This is a genomic window from Streptococcus pseudopneumoniae, from assembly GCF_001070815.1.
Taxonomy (GTDB): Bacteria; Bacillota; Bacilli; order Lactobacillales; family Streptococcaceae; genus Streptococcus; species Streptococcus pseudopneumoniae_P.
Genome location: NZ_JVLX01000054.1, coordinates 1 through 14,562, shown reverse-complemented (window position 1 = coordinate 14,562; position 14,562 = coordinate 1). Strand labels below are relative to the sequence as shown.

14 protein-coding genes and 1 pseudogene are annotated in these 14,562 nt (G+C 37.4%); 11 read left to right on the top strand and 4 right to left on the bottom strand.

Going from position 1 to position 14,562, the window contains the following annotated elements; all coding sequences use genetic code 11:
• Positions 1-6 precede the first annotated feature (6 nt).
• From ADG81_RS06410 to ADG81_RS06390, 5 genes are all read left to right on the top strand, one after another.
• Positions 7-234, top strand: coding sequence for a hypothetical protein (locus ADG81_RS06410; protein ID WP_049551246.1), 228 nt, complete (start codon positions 7-9; stop codon positions 232-234).
• Positions 235-978: 744 nt separating this feature from the next.
• Positions 979-1,785 (top strand): hypothetical protein, encoded by an 807-nt coding sequence (locus ADG81_RS06405; protein ID WP_049551245.1) that lies wholly within the window; start codon positions 979-981, stop codon positions 1,783-1,785.
• A 21-nt stretch (positions 1,786-1,806) separates the two neighbouring features.
• A complete protein-coding gene (locus ADG81_RS06400; protein WP_033685330.1) occupies positions 1,807-3,054 on the top strand; it encodes a toxic anion resistance protein in 1,248 nt (415 codons plus the stop codon).
• 339 nt (positions 3,055-3,393) lie between these two features.
• Entirely contained in the window at positions 3,394-4,734 is a 1,341-nt protein-coding gene (locus ADG81_RS09120) for an SMODS domain-containing nucleotidyltransferase (protein WP_053091017.1), read from the top strand.
• A complete protein-coding gene (locus tag ADG81_RS06390; RefSeq protein WP_049551244.1) occupies positions 4,731-5,303 on the top strand; it encodes an SLATT domain-containing protein in 573 nt (190 codons plus the stop codon). Before ADG81_RS09120 ends, ADG81_RS06390 begins: the two co-directional genes overlap by 4 nt.
• A 188-nt stretch (positions 5,304-5,491) precedes the next feature.
• Here the strand turns inward: ADG81_RS06390 and rpmG are convergent, their stop codons facing one another.
• The 4 genes and pseudogenes from rpmG to ADG81_RS10070 all read right to left on the bottom strand — a co-directional run bounded on the left by rpmG (position 5,492) and on the right by ADG81_RS10070 (position 6,820).
• Positions 5,492-5,641, bottom strand: coding sequence for a 50S ribosomal protein L33 (rpmG, locus tag ADG81_RS06385; protein WP_001265622.1), 150 nt, complete (start codon positions 5,639-5,641; stop codon positions 5,492-5,494).
• 15 nt (positions 5,642-5,656) lie between these two features.
• Positions 5,657-5,839, bottom strand: a complete 183-nt coding sequence (rpmF, locus tag ADG81_RS06380) for a 50S ribosomal protein L32 (RefSeq protein ID WP_000290417.1) — start codon at positions 5,837-5,839, stop codon at positions 5,657-5,659.
• A 151-nt stretch (positions 5,840-5,990) separates the two neighbouring features.
• Positions 5,991-6,194 (bottom strand): PTS ascorbate transporter subunit IIC, encoded by a 204-nt coding sequence (locus tag ADG81_RS06375; RefSeq protein ID WP_049551243.1) that lies wholly within the window; start codon positions 6,192-6,194, stop codon positions 5,991-5,993.
• A 2-nt stretch (positions 6,195-6,196) separates the two neighbouring features.
• Positions 6,197-6,820 (bottom strand): annotated as a pseudogene (locus tag ADG81_RS10070) (hypothetical protein).
• A gap of 189 nt (positions 6,821-7,009) precedes the next feature.
• Here ADG81_RS10070 and ADG81_RS06365 point away from each other — a divergent pair.
• The 6 genes from ADG81_RS06365 to ilvD all read left to right on the top strand — a co-directional run bounded on the left by ADG81_RS06365 (position 7,010) and on the right by ilvD (position 14,411).
• Positions 7,010-9,040, top strand: coding sequence for a BglG family transcription antiterminator (locus ADG81_RS06365; RefSeq protein WP_023947575.1), 2,031 nt, complete (start codon positions 7,010-7,012; stop codon positions 9,038-9,040).
• Positions 9,041-9,043: 3 nt separating this feature from the next.
• A complete protein-coding gene (locus ADG81_RS06360; protein WP_023947577.1) occupies positions 9,044-9,328 on the top strand; it encodes a PTS sugar transporter subunit IIB in 285 nt (94 codons plus the stop codon).
• Between the two features lie 12 nt (positions 9,329-9,340).
• Positions 9,341-10,687, top strand: a complete 1,347-nt coding sequence (locus ADG81_RS06355; protein WP_000975289.1) for a PTS ascorbate transporter subunit IIC — start codon at positions 9,341-9,343, stop codon at positions 10,685-10,687.
• A 3-nt stretch (positions 10,688-10,690) separates the two neighbouring features.
• Positions 10,691-11,548 (top strand): transketolase, encoded by an 858-nt coding sequence (locus tag ADG81_RS06350; RefSeq protein ID WP_049551241.1) that lies wholly within the window; start codon positions 10,691-10,693, stop codon positions 11,546-11,548.
• The gene (locus ADG81_RS06345) at positions 11,545-12,477 is read left to right on the top strand and encodes a transketolase family protein (protein WP_049500498.1); all 933 of its coding nucleotides are present in this window, start codon (positions 11,545-11,547) and stop codon (positions 12,475-12,477) included. The genes ADG81_RS06350 and ADG81_RS06345 overlap by 4 nt, the downstream gene beginning before the upstream one ends.
• A gap of 230 nt (positions 12,478-12,707) precedes the next feature.
• Positions 12,708-14,411: a dihydroxy-acid dehydratase gene (ilvD, locus tag ADG81_RS06340; protein WP_000137346.1), complete on the top strand. Its 1,704-nt coding sequence runs from the start codon at positions 12,708-12,710 to the stop codon at positions 14,409-14,411.
• The last annotated feature ends 151 nt before the right edge of the window (positions 14,412-14,562 follow it).

Sequence of the window (14,562 nt, the reverse complement as noted above, 5' to 3'; positions counted from 1 at the left end):
TATATTATGGCGATATTTGATGATTTACGAGCATTGTATGACAATGGTTGGGACGCTTCTTTTGATTATAAGGGTCAAGTATGTGGTATTTTTCCTAATTCTGTTTATGACATTGTTGTTATTGTTGCGGACAACGAATATAGAGCATCTTCTTTCGATGAGTTAATTTCTTTACAGATTAAAGGGAAAACTTTGCTGGAAATCATGAGTGAGGCGGAAGTGCAATATGGTTGAAGGACACTAGAGAAAAGATAGGCACACGAATTGAAAGTTGAGAAAAAAGTGATATAATGAAGATATGAAGGATAGAGGTTGAGAATCTGTCACCAACGCGCCACGTATAGTGGGTCGAGAAATGCAGGAGCCCCGACAGTCCTGCCTATCCTTGCAAGTCAATCAGCCCTTAGCTACGAATCTATGGGCTTTTTGCTTTGTCTTAAAACGTTGATTTCTGGGTTTGTTCAGAGATTTGCTAGTAAGGTTATTTATGTATCTAAGTCTATCTATTCCAAGAATGACGCGATATTGATGATATAATATTTTGGCCTCCTCAGTTTAATGAAGGGAGGTGTTATGTATGCTAGAGTTACTTTCCCTTTTTCTAGCTCCGTTACTTGTTAACGTACTATCTGAGCTTTTCAAGCTATGGATAAAGAGACGTAGCAAGTAGCATTTAACCCTTTTAGAGGGTAGCAAAAAACCCCATCGGTGGCACGGTGGGGTTTTTTAGTTATATATGCTAGAAGCATTATTTTCCCTTTATGCTTTCATTCTAACACAACCCCTCCGATATTTCAAGCTTTTGTTTTGATATTCATCAGAGTGTGTTTGTGGTTTGAGTCCGCTTCACTGACATTAGCCCACGCGCTAGCAAGTTCCATTCTACAGCAAAGAAATCAACTCTTTTCTAGGGATTTCCGCCCTCATTTTTGTCTTTTGTGCTAAAATAGACTTATAAATTGAAAATAAGGAATGTTTATGAAATCGGGTAATGGTTTTTGGAAAGGTTGTCTCTATTTTTGGGGCTTCTTGTTCTTACTGGGCCTTTTGGTTCAATATGCTCTCCCACTTGCGGCTTGTGTCCTACTAGGATATGGTGGTTATCGTCTCTATAAACGTTGGCGCTATCCTCTTTTGCAGGATCGTTCTCTCGATGATCGGATTGAGCTTTTAAAAGCTCGGATTCGTCAGGCGGACAAGGATATTCAGCAATTGGAGGGAACTTTAGTAGAAAAAGGCTCAGAGTCCTATAAGAGTCTGGCCAATCAAGTATTGATCGAACTACGGGAAATCCATCAGGAGGCGGATCGTCTCAAGTCCTATATCGATGCTGATGTTTACAACCGTATTGACAAAAAGGTTCGTACAGTAAGGGCAACTATCGATGTTCAGCTAGAACGTTTGGATAGGGAAAGTCAGGTAGATCTTGAGAATGCGGAGCCAGAGGAATTAGCTCCAGAATTATCCCAGACCTTGGCCAATATTGCTATTGATCATCAGGCCATTTTAGACAAGATTGCTACCTCTGCTGAGGGGGATAAGGAAGAATTGACTGCCATTCATAGTTTGAAGATGGAGAAATTCCAAACGATTTTAGAAGGCTATTTAAAGATTAAGGCCAATCCTAAAAACTATAATCGAGCCGAAGAACGTTTGCAACAAGCTAAAGCAGCTATCGAACAATTTGACCTTGAGCTGGACCAAGTCCTGAGAGAACTCAATGAAACAGATATGCGTGATTTTGATATCAGTCTGCGTATCCTAGAAAAAGATCGTAAAGAATAGGTTAGAAACAAAGGAGTAACCATGACAGAATTTAATTTTGATATTGACCAGATTGCCAATAATACGGTAGCTAAGGTGGATAAAACAACCCAAATCATCGAGACAAATACTGGCTCAGACAAGACCTTGACCTTCCTTGAAAAGTTGAGCCCTGAGCAGCAAGAAGGAATCAAGGCGCACGTGCCCCAGTTAGTAGACCAGTTTGTCACCAATCAAAATGCTCTTTTGGATTTTGGACAATCTGCTGTCGAAGGTGTGAATAATACGGTCAATCGTATCTTGTCAGAACAAAAGAAACTGCAGATTCCCCAAGTGGATGATCTACTCAAGAACACCAACCGTGAGTTGCAAGGCTTTGTAGTCAAATACAAGAACGCTGAAATTGCTGAGTTAGAAGAGAAGCCAAACTTTTTGCAACGATTGTTTAACAAGAGCAAGAATACCTTACAGGAATTTTACTTTGACTCAAAAACAGTGGAGCAAAAGCTCGATGGTATGGCTGCCGCAGTGGTCAAGCAAGAAGATGTGCTAGCTCGAAATATCGTCTCTGCTGAGATGTTGATTGAGGACAATACCAAATCCATTGAAAATCTAGTGGGAGTGATTTCCTTTATCGAAGCCAGCCAGACAGAAGCTGGCAATCGTGCTGCCGAACTAAAGGCCCAAGCTGACCAACTTGATACAAGTACGGTAGAATACCAGACCAAGTCTCAAGAATTGGCCCGTATGGCAGAAGTGGTCAATACACTCGAACAACAACATACAGAGTATGTCAGCCGTCTCTATGTGGCCTGGGCAACAACACCTCAGATGCGTAATCTTGTGAAGGTGTCATCTGATATGCGCCAAAAATTGGGCATGCTTCGTCGTAATACGATTCCAACAATGAAGCTTTCTATTGCCCAACTTGGTATTTTGCAACAATCAATGAAATCAGGTGTCGTGGCAGATGCCATTGTCAATGCCAATAATGCTGCCCTTCAGATGCTAGCTGAAACCAGCAAGGAAGTGATTCCGCAGATGGAGAGAATTGCACAAAGCCCGACAGTCGCTGTTGAGTCTGTTACAAAACTGGCTGAAAGTCTGGTCGCTCAAAACCAAGGTATCGTCGCAGCAATTGAGTTGGGACGTCAGAAACGTGCCCAACTAGAAACAACCATCGTCAAGTCCGCAGAAATGATCAACGATTCTGTCAAACTACGCGATGAGAAAATCGTTCAAGCCCTTCTAGACCAAGGCAAGGCCGCCCAGAAAGAAGTACAAGAATAACACACAAGTCCCTTGTAAGTATAGCTTGCAAGGGATTTTGGATTTTTCTATATATTCGAACCTCTAATTTATTTCACAAAAAATATAGTCAAAAATGTAGTCATTCGGTTGATTTTTGTTGCAATGTACTGAAATTAACAAAAGAAAAAAACGCTGATCATTACATTCAAATTAGAGTGTTTTTGTGTATCTTCTACAAACAAACACAATATATTGTGTTTTTTTATTTTGAAAAGCACAACATATTGACAAAATAAACATTTAGTAGTATTATTACATTAAAGATGTTACGAGATTATAAGCTTTTTGAAGCAGAGTGACTATAAAATAGAGGTGCAGATGTTAGAATTTGATGTAATTGAACATTTTAAAGCGTTTGAAAAAAACTTGAGGACTTCTGAAGATGATGTAAATACTATAAGCAATAGAGTAAAAGTAATTACTAAAATAATTAACAAAGCTTATTGGAATATAAATTCTGAAGTTTTACATAGTATATTGGTAGGTTCATATGGACGGGGGACGGCGATACATTTGAGCGATATAGACTTACTTGTAGAGCTTCCAGAAAATCAAAAAGATCGATTTGGTAAGTATAGCGGAAACGGTCAGAGTGCCTTGCTTCAGGATCTGAAAAGCAAATTATTGAAGCACTATTCGAATTCGATTATTAAGGGAGATGGACAGATTGTTAGCATCGAATTCTCTGACGGCATTCGCTTTGAGGTATTACCAGCTTTTAAATTATCTGGTACAGATAAGTATGAATATCCCAATGCTAATGACGGTGGTAGTTGGGAAGAGACAGACCCTAAACTAGAACAATATAAATTAACGGACCAGAATAAACAATATAATTATGCTGTTAAAAAATTTTGTCGTATGTTACGTGCATGGAACGATGCAAACGATGTTGGATTGCATGGAATTGCCATAGATTCATTAAGCTATAAATTTTTTGAAACTTGGGATGAATCTAAGACTGGATATGTATATTTTGATTGGATGTCGCGCGATTTTTTCAGGTATGTAATAAATTTTATCGAAAATAATAATATTCTACTCTCACTAGATGGAAGCTACAGCATTGAGATTGACACTGCTATAAAACATAAGGCAGAGAGTGCTCTAAGGAATTGCGAAGCAGCCATTGTTTTCTGTAGGGATAATCAGAAATCAGAAGAGTATTGGAGCAAAGTCTTTGGAAAAAACTTTCCAAAACTGTTATCTGGAAAAGCTTTCCAAACTGACAGAGTTTCAATATCAAACCGTAGCACTAGAGAACCAATAGGTACTGCTATAGATACTGAGCAATTTGCAGATGAAATGGGATGGGATATTGCTATAGAAAAGACTATTGAAATCCAATCAAGTTTAGAGATCAATGGTTTTAGGAAAGGTAGCATTTCACATAAATTTAGAATCCCAATAAAACCTAACTCAAAAATAATTTTTTCAGTTAAAGATACTCCTGGTATTTATTGGTATTGGAAGGTTAGAAATGTTGGAGCGATAGCCAATAGTAGAAATGCAATCAGAGGTCAAATTGTAAAAAGGACATATAAGATCGTTGAACCTATTAATTTCAAAGGCAATCATTATGTAGAAGTATACGGAGTACATCAAGGTAGAGTGAAAATTTATGGGAAAATAGATGTGCCTTTGGAGGATTTTTTATGAGTGAAAATATTATGTATCAAAAGTTATGGCAGCAAGTCGTTGAACAACACGCCAAGTTAGTATATAGTTTTACTACAGATGAAAAAGAAATAGCTCGTATATTATGGTGGGCGAAATTTCGACAAGTAATATCTATTATTTCGTCTGCAATAACAGTTAGCCCCGCACTTTCATCTTTGTTTGGTCATAATGTGTGGTGGAAGTTTTTTTCTGCAATAGCGGGTATCATTTTATTATGTTTATCTACTTACAATCTTAAAACAGATAATGACGGTAAGGTGATCGCTTTAAGAAAGTCAGCAGATACTTTATGGGAAATTAGAGAAAAATATATATCTTTATTAGTTGACTTTGATAATTTTACGATAGAGGAAATTAGAGATAGAAGAGATGAGCTGACTAAAGAGACTGCTAGTGTTTATAAAAATAGACCTAAGACAAGTCTAAGTGCTTATAGAAAAGCTCAAAAAGCTTTACAAGTTGAAGAAGAGCAAACATTTAACGAGGGAGAAGCAGAACAGCTATTACCTAGGTCACTGAGAAACAGGTATCCGACATCTAAACATTGATATAACGAAAAAGACAACAGATTTGACCCTGTTGTCTCTTTTATATATCCGAACATATAATTTATTTCACAAAAAATGTAGTCAAAAATGTAGTCATTCGGTTGATTTTTATTACAATGTAGTGAAATTAACAAAAAGAAAAAACGCTGATCAAGCGTTTTTCTTCTGTATTGATTCGTATTGAATGCTTACTTAACTTCTGTAAACACAACGTGTTTGCGAAGTTTTGGTGAGTATTTCTTCAATTGAAGACGGTCTGGAGTGTTACGTTTGTTTTTAGAAGTAAGGTACAAGCGTTCACCAGATTCTTTGTGTTCAAGTGTAATATTTACGCGCATGGTATCTCCCTTCTATTATTCAGCTGATGCAGCTTTAGCGATTTTACGTCCTTTGTAGTATCCTTTAAGTGATACACGGTGAGAACGTGAGTAATCTCCAGTAGTTTCGTCAAAGTTTACAGATGGAGCTGTTACTTTGTAGTGTGTACGACGTTTGTTTTTCTTCGCTTTTGAAGTGCGACGTGCAGGTACTGCCATTTTGATTTCTCCTTTAGGTATTTATATTCGATTCAATCTACTGATTTTCATCAACCATACTAGGATAACACATTTTTTTTGTAAAGTAAAGTTACTTGACAAAAAAAGATGAAAAAATTCTCCTGTCAGACCTAGCAGACAGGAGAAGGTGTTAAATATCAATCTCAAATGATTCGTCAATGGTTTCTGATACGTATTTTCCGTCTTTCTTCCGTTGTTTGACACATTCTGTAAGGAGATATTCGATTTGCCCATTGATTGAACGAAAGTCATCTTCTGCCCATGATGCGAGTGCAGCGTATAACTTTGTTGAGAGTCGAAGGGGGATCTGCTTTTTTTTTTTAGCTTCAACCATCTTTAGTAAAGACTTCCTGTGTTGACAATTGGTTGTGCATCATGATTGCCACAGAGGACGACTAGGAGATTTGAAGCCATAGCAGCTTTTCGTTCTTCGTCAAGCTCTACCAATTCCTCTTCATTGAGCCGTTCTAGTGCCATTTCAACCATTCCTACAGCACCATCTACAATCATCTTACGGGCATAATGGTAGTAACTTCTGGAGCATAAGCAAGGTAAGTGATACGTGCTTCAAGGATTTCCTAAGCAGTCATTGTCATTTGATGATTTAGCTCCTAAAAAAGGAGATTTCGTGCTAACGTCACCACTTTGTCCAAGTCGAGTGTGGTTTGCAGGGTTGACTGCTACGCTGAAGGAATTGACAAAGTAAAAGCCAGGTTCTTTGATGGTACCTGTATGGTTACCAAAGAGTGTCAGAACCAGAACCTCATGAGGTTTGACAACTTTTAAACCAGCATGAGTTAGCGCTGCAATTACGATTAGTAAAGGTCCGATAATAATTCCAAAAATGTTTTCCGAACCAACACCCATTATAAATATAAAGATACTAAGTACGATTGTCAACTCAATGAGAATCAATGCTAATACACCATTTGGTTTTGAATTGATTAGTTTTTCAGTCATAAGAATACCTCTGTTATTTGATATCTAAATGATATCATTTTGTTTTTAAAAATTAATAGAAAGTTGACAAATAATCACTAAAAAGTTTCAGCCCAATAATTACTTGTAGGAGGTGAGATTATATTGTGCTGAAATACTCTTTTATTCTTATAACTTTTACACTATAATTGTAGTTAGAAAGGAAGAGAAATGTTTGATTATAGAGCACTAGTTATTTTGATGACTTTGATGGATCATTGTGAGCTATCATTATATGAATTATCTGTTAAGGTGAGCTTACCTATAAAGGAAGTCAAAGAAGGAATAGATTATTTAGTGCCTTATCTAGCTAATAAAGGGATAGTGCTGGATAAAAAACAAGGTCGCTATAGTTTATCAAATCGTACGAAGCAGTCTTTGACAGATATTATTAAGTCGGATGAATTGGTTTTACCAAAGTCGACTCGCTTAGCATTAATCTATCTTTACACTTTTTGCCGATTAGATTTTATATCGAATAATCATTACCAAGACTTTTTGAAAGTAAGTAAGAATACAACCTTATCTGATATTCAATCATTAAGAAAGATTATGTTAGATAATGATTTGGAGCTAGGGTACAGTAGAGCAAAAGGTTATACTTTACACGGTTCAGAGTGGAATAAGCACCGTTTAGCTTTTCAAATGGTTAGTGAGTTGCTGGAATCCTCCATAGGGATTTGGGGGTTGGATTATGTTTTATCCAGTTGGGGGTATTCATTAACTTATGATTTGATTGATCAGGTAGTTAAAGATTATTATGAAAAGCTACAGATAGTACCTATTGTTAATCAATTAAAAGTTTGCCTTTTCGGTTTAGTATTCATTATATGTAGGTATCAAAGGGATGTTGAAAGAGTATGTCTTTCAGAGACATTAGTATCTCCTATTATTCAAGATATAACGACTATTTTATTAGATACAGTAGTTGATTTGGGAATTATAGATACGGTATTTTCAGAGGATGATTATCGCTATGTCACAGTTTTATTATCAAGTTGCTTTGAAGGTGAAGTAGATGTTGCTCCGGTTTACTTTAATCAATTAACAGAGGCTATTATAAGTAGAATGGAAGATATTTCTTTGTTACATTTTAAACAAAGAGAAGTATTGAGAGAAAATCTTCGCCGCCACCTTATACCGGCTTACTATAGATTAAAGTTCGGCTTACCTAGCTCAAATGAATATGTGTTGCATGTTAAAGAACATTATCCTGATTTATTTGAACTAGTAAAAGATTCTTTGACTCCCTTGATGGACGCTATTGACAAGCCCATACCTGATAGTGAAACAGCATATTTTGTTATCCATTTTGGAGGATATTTAAAGAAAGCAGACAATTTGCCTCAAAAATGTTATAAAGCAGCAATTATCTGTCCTAATGGAATTAGTTCTTCATTGATGATAAAAGAGAATCTATTAGCATTATTCCCTCAAATTGAGTTTATAGGAACCTCAAAGATTGATGATTTATATGCGAAAACTAGTAGTGACTATGATATGGTTTTTTCTACTATAAAGGTGGATACAGAGAAGCCAAATTATCTAGTTTCTGTTATGATGACGGAAGAACAAACAACACAGTTAGTTGAATTGGTATCAAAAGATTTCCCAGATACAGGTTATCGAGATATTGAGCTTAATCAGATAATTAGCATAGTAAGACGATATAGTGTAATCACACAAGAATTAGAGTTAAAATTAGCATTAAAGAGGTATCTCTATCAAGAAATGAACAGAAAGGAAGTGTTACCATTGTTAGAAGAATTAATTACAAAAGAAACTTATCAGGTTAGTTCGGAAAAATTAGGATGGAAGGAGGCAATTCGTTTAGCAGCTAAACCGCTTTTGGATCAACATAAGATAACTGAGAACTACCCTGAGGCAATGATTCAAAAAGTAGAAGAGTTTGGGCCTTTTATTAATTTAGGGAAGGGAGTAGCAATTCCTCACGCTCGGCCAGATGAAGGTGTGAATGAAATAGGAATGTCAATGTTAGTTTTGGAAGAACCGATTTATTTATTGGATAATCCAGAACAGGAGGTAAGATTGTTGATTTGTATTGCAGCCATTGATAATGAGAGTCATTTAAAGGCTTTGTCACATTTAACAACAATTTTAAGAGATAAAAATCATGTTCAAACTTTAATATCATCAAAAAACTATGATGACATTGAAATGATAATTAAACAGGAGGATTAGATAATGTTAAGAATTGGTACAGCTTGTGGTTCAGGATTAGGTTCAAGTTTTATGGTACAGATGAATATTGAATCTGTATTGAGTGATTTGAATGTTTCAGATGTAGAAGTTGAACACTATGATTTAGGTGGAGCAGATCCAAATGCAGCTGATATTTGGATTGTGGGTCGTGATCTAGCTGATTCAGCTAGTCATCTTGGAGATGTTCGTATCTTAAATAGTATTATTGATATGGATGAACTACGAGAATTAATTACTAAACTTTGTGAAGAAAAAGGACTTATTTAGGAGGCTAGCGTCATGATGAAGTTCATATTGGATATTGTTAGTACACCAGCTATTTTAGTAGCTTTAATTGCAATCTTAGGATTAGTTCTTCAGAAGAAGAAATTACCTGATATTATTAAAGGTGGAATTAAGACCTTTGTTGGTTTCTTAGTTGTATCTGGTGGTGCAGGAATTGTACAAAATTCTTTGAATCCATTTGGTACCATGTTTGAACATGCTTTTCATTTATCTGGAGTTGTACCGAATAATGAAGCAATTGTAGCTGTAGCTTTAACCACATATGGCTCAGCTACTGCAATGATTATGTTTGCAGGTATGGTATTCAATATCTTAATTGCTCGTTTTACTCGATTCAAATATATCTTTTTAACAGGGCACCACACTCTATATATGGCGTGTATGATTGCGGTCATTTTATCAGTTGCTGGCTTTACAAGTTTGCCTCTTATCTTACTAGGTGGATTAGCGCTCGGTATTATTATGAGTATTTCCCCAGCATTTGTGCAAAAATATATGGTTCAATTAACTGGAAATGACAAGGTGGCTTTAGGTCATTTCAGTTCTTTGGGATATTGGTTGAGTGGTTTTACTGGTAGCCTTATCGGTGACAAATCAAAATCAACAGAGGACATTAAATTTCCAAAGAGTTTAGCTTTTTTACGTGATAGTACTGTTAGCATTACTTTATCTATGGCAGTTATTTACATTATTGTAGCTATCTTTGCAGGGTCAGAATATATAGAAAAAGAAATCAGTAATGGTACAAGTGGTCTAGTTTATGCTTTACAATTAGCAGGTCAATTTGCAGCAGGTGTATTTGTTATTTTAGCAGGTGTTCGCCTTATTTTGGGTGAAATTGTTCCAGCCTTTAAAGGTATTTCAGAGCGTCTTGTACCTAATTCAAAACCTGCTTTGGATTGTCCGATTGTTTATACTTATGCACCTAATGCAGTCCTAATTGGATTTATCTCTAGTTTTGTTGGTGGTTTAGTAAGTATGGCAATTATGATTGCTTCAGGAACGGTTGTCATCTTACCAGGCGTTGTGCCTCATTTCTTCTGTGGAGCGACTGCAGGTGTCATTGGGAATGCATCTGGTGGTGTTCGTGGAGCCACTATTGGAGCATTTTTACAAGGTATTTTAATTAGTTTTCTTCCAGTCTTTTTAATGCCAGTTTTGGGAGGACTTGGTTTCCAAGGGTCAACTTTCTCAGATGCAGATTTTGGTCTATCAGGAATTATTTTAGGAATGTTGAATCAATTTGGCTCACAAGCAGGCATTGTTATTGGTCTTGTTCTTATTCTAGCAGTTATGTTTGGAGTATCCTTTATTAAAAAGCCATCTGCAAAGGAGGAATAAGGGATGATTTTAAGTGAAAATAGAGAAGATGAGTTAAGAAAATTTGCAACAAAAATCCGATTAAATACTCTTAGAACATTGAATCATCTTGGATTCGGCCATTATGGAGGGAGTCTGTCTATAGTAGAAGTTTTAGCAGTGCTTTATGGTGAAATAATGCCGATGACTCCAGAAATATTTGCGTCACGAGATAGAGATTATTTTGTTTTATCCAAGGGACATGCTGGACCAGCTTTGTACAGCACACTCTATTTGAATGGTTTCTTTGACAAAGAATTCTTACATTCTTTAAATACAAATAGAACCAAATTACCGTCTCATCCTGATAGAAATCTAACGCCGGGCATAGATATGACAACTGGCTCTTTAGGACAGGGAATTAGTGTTGCAACCGGACTTGCATATGGTCAGAGAATAAGAAAAAGTCCCTTTTATACCTATGCTATTGTTGGAGATGGTGAGTTAAATGAGGGACAATGTTGGGAGGCTATACAGTTTGCTTCTCATCAACAGTTATCTAATTTAATTGTATTTGTAGACGATAACAAAAAACAATTAGATGGTTTTACAAAGGATATTTGTAATCCAGGTGATTTTGTAGAAAAATTCTCAGCATTTGGATTTGAATCCATTAGGGTCAATGGTTCAGATATTAGAGAAATTTATGAAGGGATTATCCAATTAAAACAGTCAAATAATTCATCCCCTAAGTGTATTGTATTAGACACTATTAAAGGTCAAGGAGTTCGAGAGCTGGAAGAAATGAAATCCAATCATCATCTTCGCCCTACTGTAGAGGAGAGACAAATGTTAACTTCAGTTGTAGAAAGATTAAGTCAGGAATTGGAGGAAACAGAATGATGAGAAGTACGAAAGAATTACGACATGTGTATAGAGATTTCCTTCTAGAGGCTAACCAAAGTTATTCTGATATAGTAGTTTTAGAAGCAGATTTGTCAAGTTCGATGGCTACTAATAATCTTGAAAAGGACTTTGGAGACCGTTATGTGAATGTTGGAATCATGGAAGCAGAAATGGTCGGGCTTGCAGCAGGTTTATCTATTCAGGGGTTTAGACCTTATCTTCATACATTTGGCCCTTTTGCTTCACGAAGAGTATTTGATCAATTATTTATTTCTCTTGGATACGCACAATTGGATGCCACTGTGATTGGATCAGATGCAGGAGTAACTGCAGAAATGAATGGTGGGACACATATGCCATTTGAAGAAATTGGATTGTTACGTTTAATTCCTAAATCAATCATTTTCGAAGCAACTGATGATATCCAATTTCGTGAAATCTTGAACCAGACATTATACTTAAAAGGACTAAAATATATTCGAACAATTAGAAAAGCTCCAGAGGCTGTATATCAAGGTGGAGAAGATTTTTCTAAAGGCTACATTGAGTTAAGACACGGTGAAGATGTTGTAATAGTTGCTTCTGGCATAATGGTTGCTCCAAGCATTCGAGTTGCGGATGAACTGTCTAAATTAGGTTATTCAGTAGGTGTGATAGATTTATTTAGAATCAAACCGATACCAGAACAGATAAAAACAATATTAAGTGGAAAAACTATATTTACTGTAGAAAACCACAATCAGATAGGTGGAATTGGCAGTGCTTTATGTGAATTATTCTCTGATGATGGAATAACAAAAATTCATCGGATGGGTGTTCAAGAAAGATTCGGTCAAGTAGGGAAAATGGATTATCTTCTTAATGAGTATGGTTTGAGTGAATCGAATATAAAAGAGAAAGTTCTAGAGTTTTATAATGCAAGATAGATGTTAAATACACTTATCTGAAAGAACTTCTGTAAAAATTACATTACGTTATTTAAAGCAAGCGGATTAAAAGCATATTCTGGTAATCAGAAAGTGCCCTGATCCGCTTTGTTGTTTTTAATTTAAAATGTTTATATATGTATAGAATTTTCTGAAAATTCAAGAATTTTCTTCTGTTCATTACTTTTAAAATGTGCTATAATAGTAAAAACTGAAATGGGAGGGAACAAATGACTGAATTAGATAAACGTCACCGCAGTAGCATTTATGACAGCATGGTAAAATCACCAAACCGTGCCATGCTTCGTGCGACTGGTATGACAGATAAGGACTTTGAAACACCGATTGTAGGGGTTATTTCGACCTGGGCGGAAAATACACCATGTAACATTCACTTGCATGATTTCGGGAAATTGGCTAAAGAGGGTGTCAAATCAGCAGGTGCTTGGCCTGTGCAGTTTGGGACTATCACTGTAGCGGACGGGATTGCTATGGGAACGCCTGGTATGCGTTTCTCTTTGACATCTCGTGATATCATCGCGGACTCTATCGAGGCGGCGATGGGTGGTCACAACGTCGATGCCTTTGTCGCTATCGGTGGCTGTGACAAGAACATGCCTGGTTCTATGATTGCTATTGCTAATATGGATATCCCAGCTATTTTCGCCTATGGTGGAACCATTGCACCGGGAAATCTTGATGGCAAAGACATCGACTTGGTTTCTGTTTTTGAAGGTATCGGAAAATGGAATCACGGTGACATGACGGCTGAGGATGTGAAACGTCTTGAATGTAATGCCTGCCCTGGCCCTGGTGGTTGTGGTGGTATGTACACTGCTAATACCATGGCGACAGCTATTGAAGTTCTCGGTATGAGTTTGCCAGGTTCATCCTCTCACCCAGCTGAATCAGCTGACAAGAAAGAAGACATCGAAGCAGCAGGACGTGCTGTTGTTAAGATGTTGGAACTTGGTCTCAAACCATCAGATATCTTGACTCGTGAAGCCTTTGAAGATGCCATTACTGTGACTATGGCTCTCGGTGGTTCTACAAACGCCACTCTTCACTTGCTTGCCATTGCCCATGCTGCCAATGTTGACTTGTCACTTGAGGACTTTAATACGATCCAAGAGCGTGTGCCTCACTTGGCCGACTTAAAACCATCTGGTCAGTATGTTTTCCAAGACCTCTACGAAGTCGGTGGTGTCCCTGCGGTTATGAGATATCTCTTGGCAAATGGATTCCTTCACGGAGATCGTATCACATGTACTGGTAAGACTGTTGCTGAGAACTTAGCTGACTTTGCAGACCTCACTCCAGGTCAAAAAGTCATTATGCCACTTGAAAATCCAAAACGTGCAGATGGTCCGCTTATCATCTTGAACGGGAACCTTGCCCCTGACGGTGCTGTTGCTAAGGTATCAGGTGTTAAAGTGCGTCGTCACGTTGGACCAGCTAAGGTCTTTGACTCAGAAGAAGATGCTATCCAGGCTGTTCTGACAGATGAAATCGTCGATGGCGATGTAGTCGTTGTTCGTTTCGTTGGACCTAAGGGTGGTCCTGGTATGCCTGAGATGCTGTCACTTTCATCAATGATCGTCGGTAAAGGTCAAGGAGACAAGGTTGCCCTCTTGACGGATGGTCGTTTCTCTGGTGGTACTTATGGTCTGGTTGTTGGACATATCGCTCCTGAAGCTCAGGATGGTGGACCAATTGCCTACCTCCGTACAGGCGATATCGTTACGGTTGACCAAGATACCAAAGAAATTTCCATGGCCGTATCCGAAGAAGAACTTGAAAAACGCAAGGCAGAAACAACCTTGCCACCACTTTACAGCCGTGGTGTCCTCGGTAAATACGCCCATATCGTATCATCTGCTTCACGCGGAGCCGTGACAGACTTCTGGAATATGGACAAGTCAGGTAAAAAGTAAACTCAAAAAGCAAGCCAATCTCGGCTTGCTTCTTTTTATCTTCAAAAGTGATTTGCCTGCTTATACTCAATAAAAATCAAAGAGCAAACTAGGAAGTTAGCCGCAGGTTGCTCAAAACACTGTTTTGAGGTTGTGGATAGAACTGACGAAG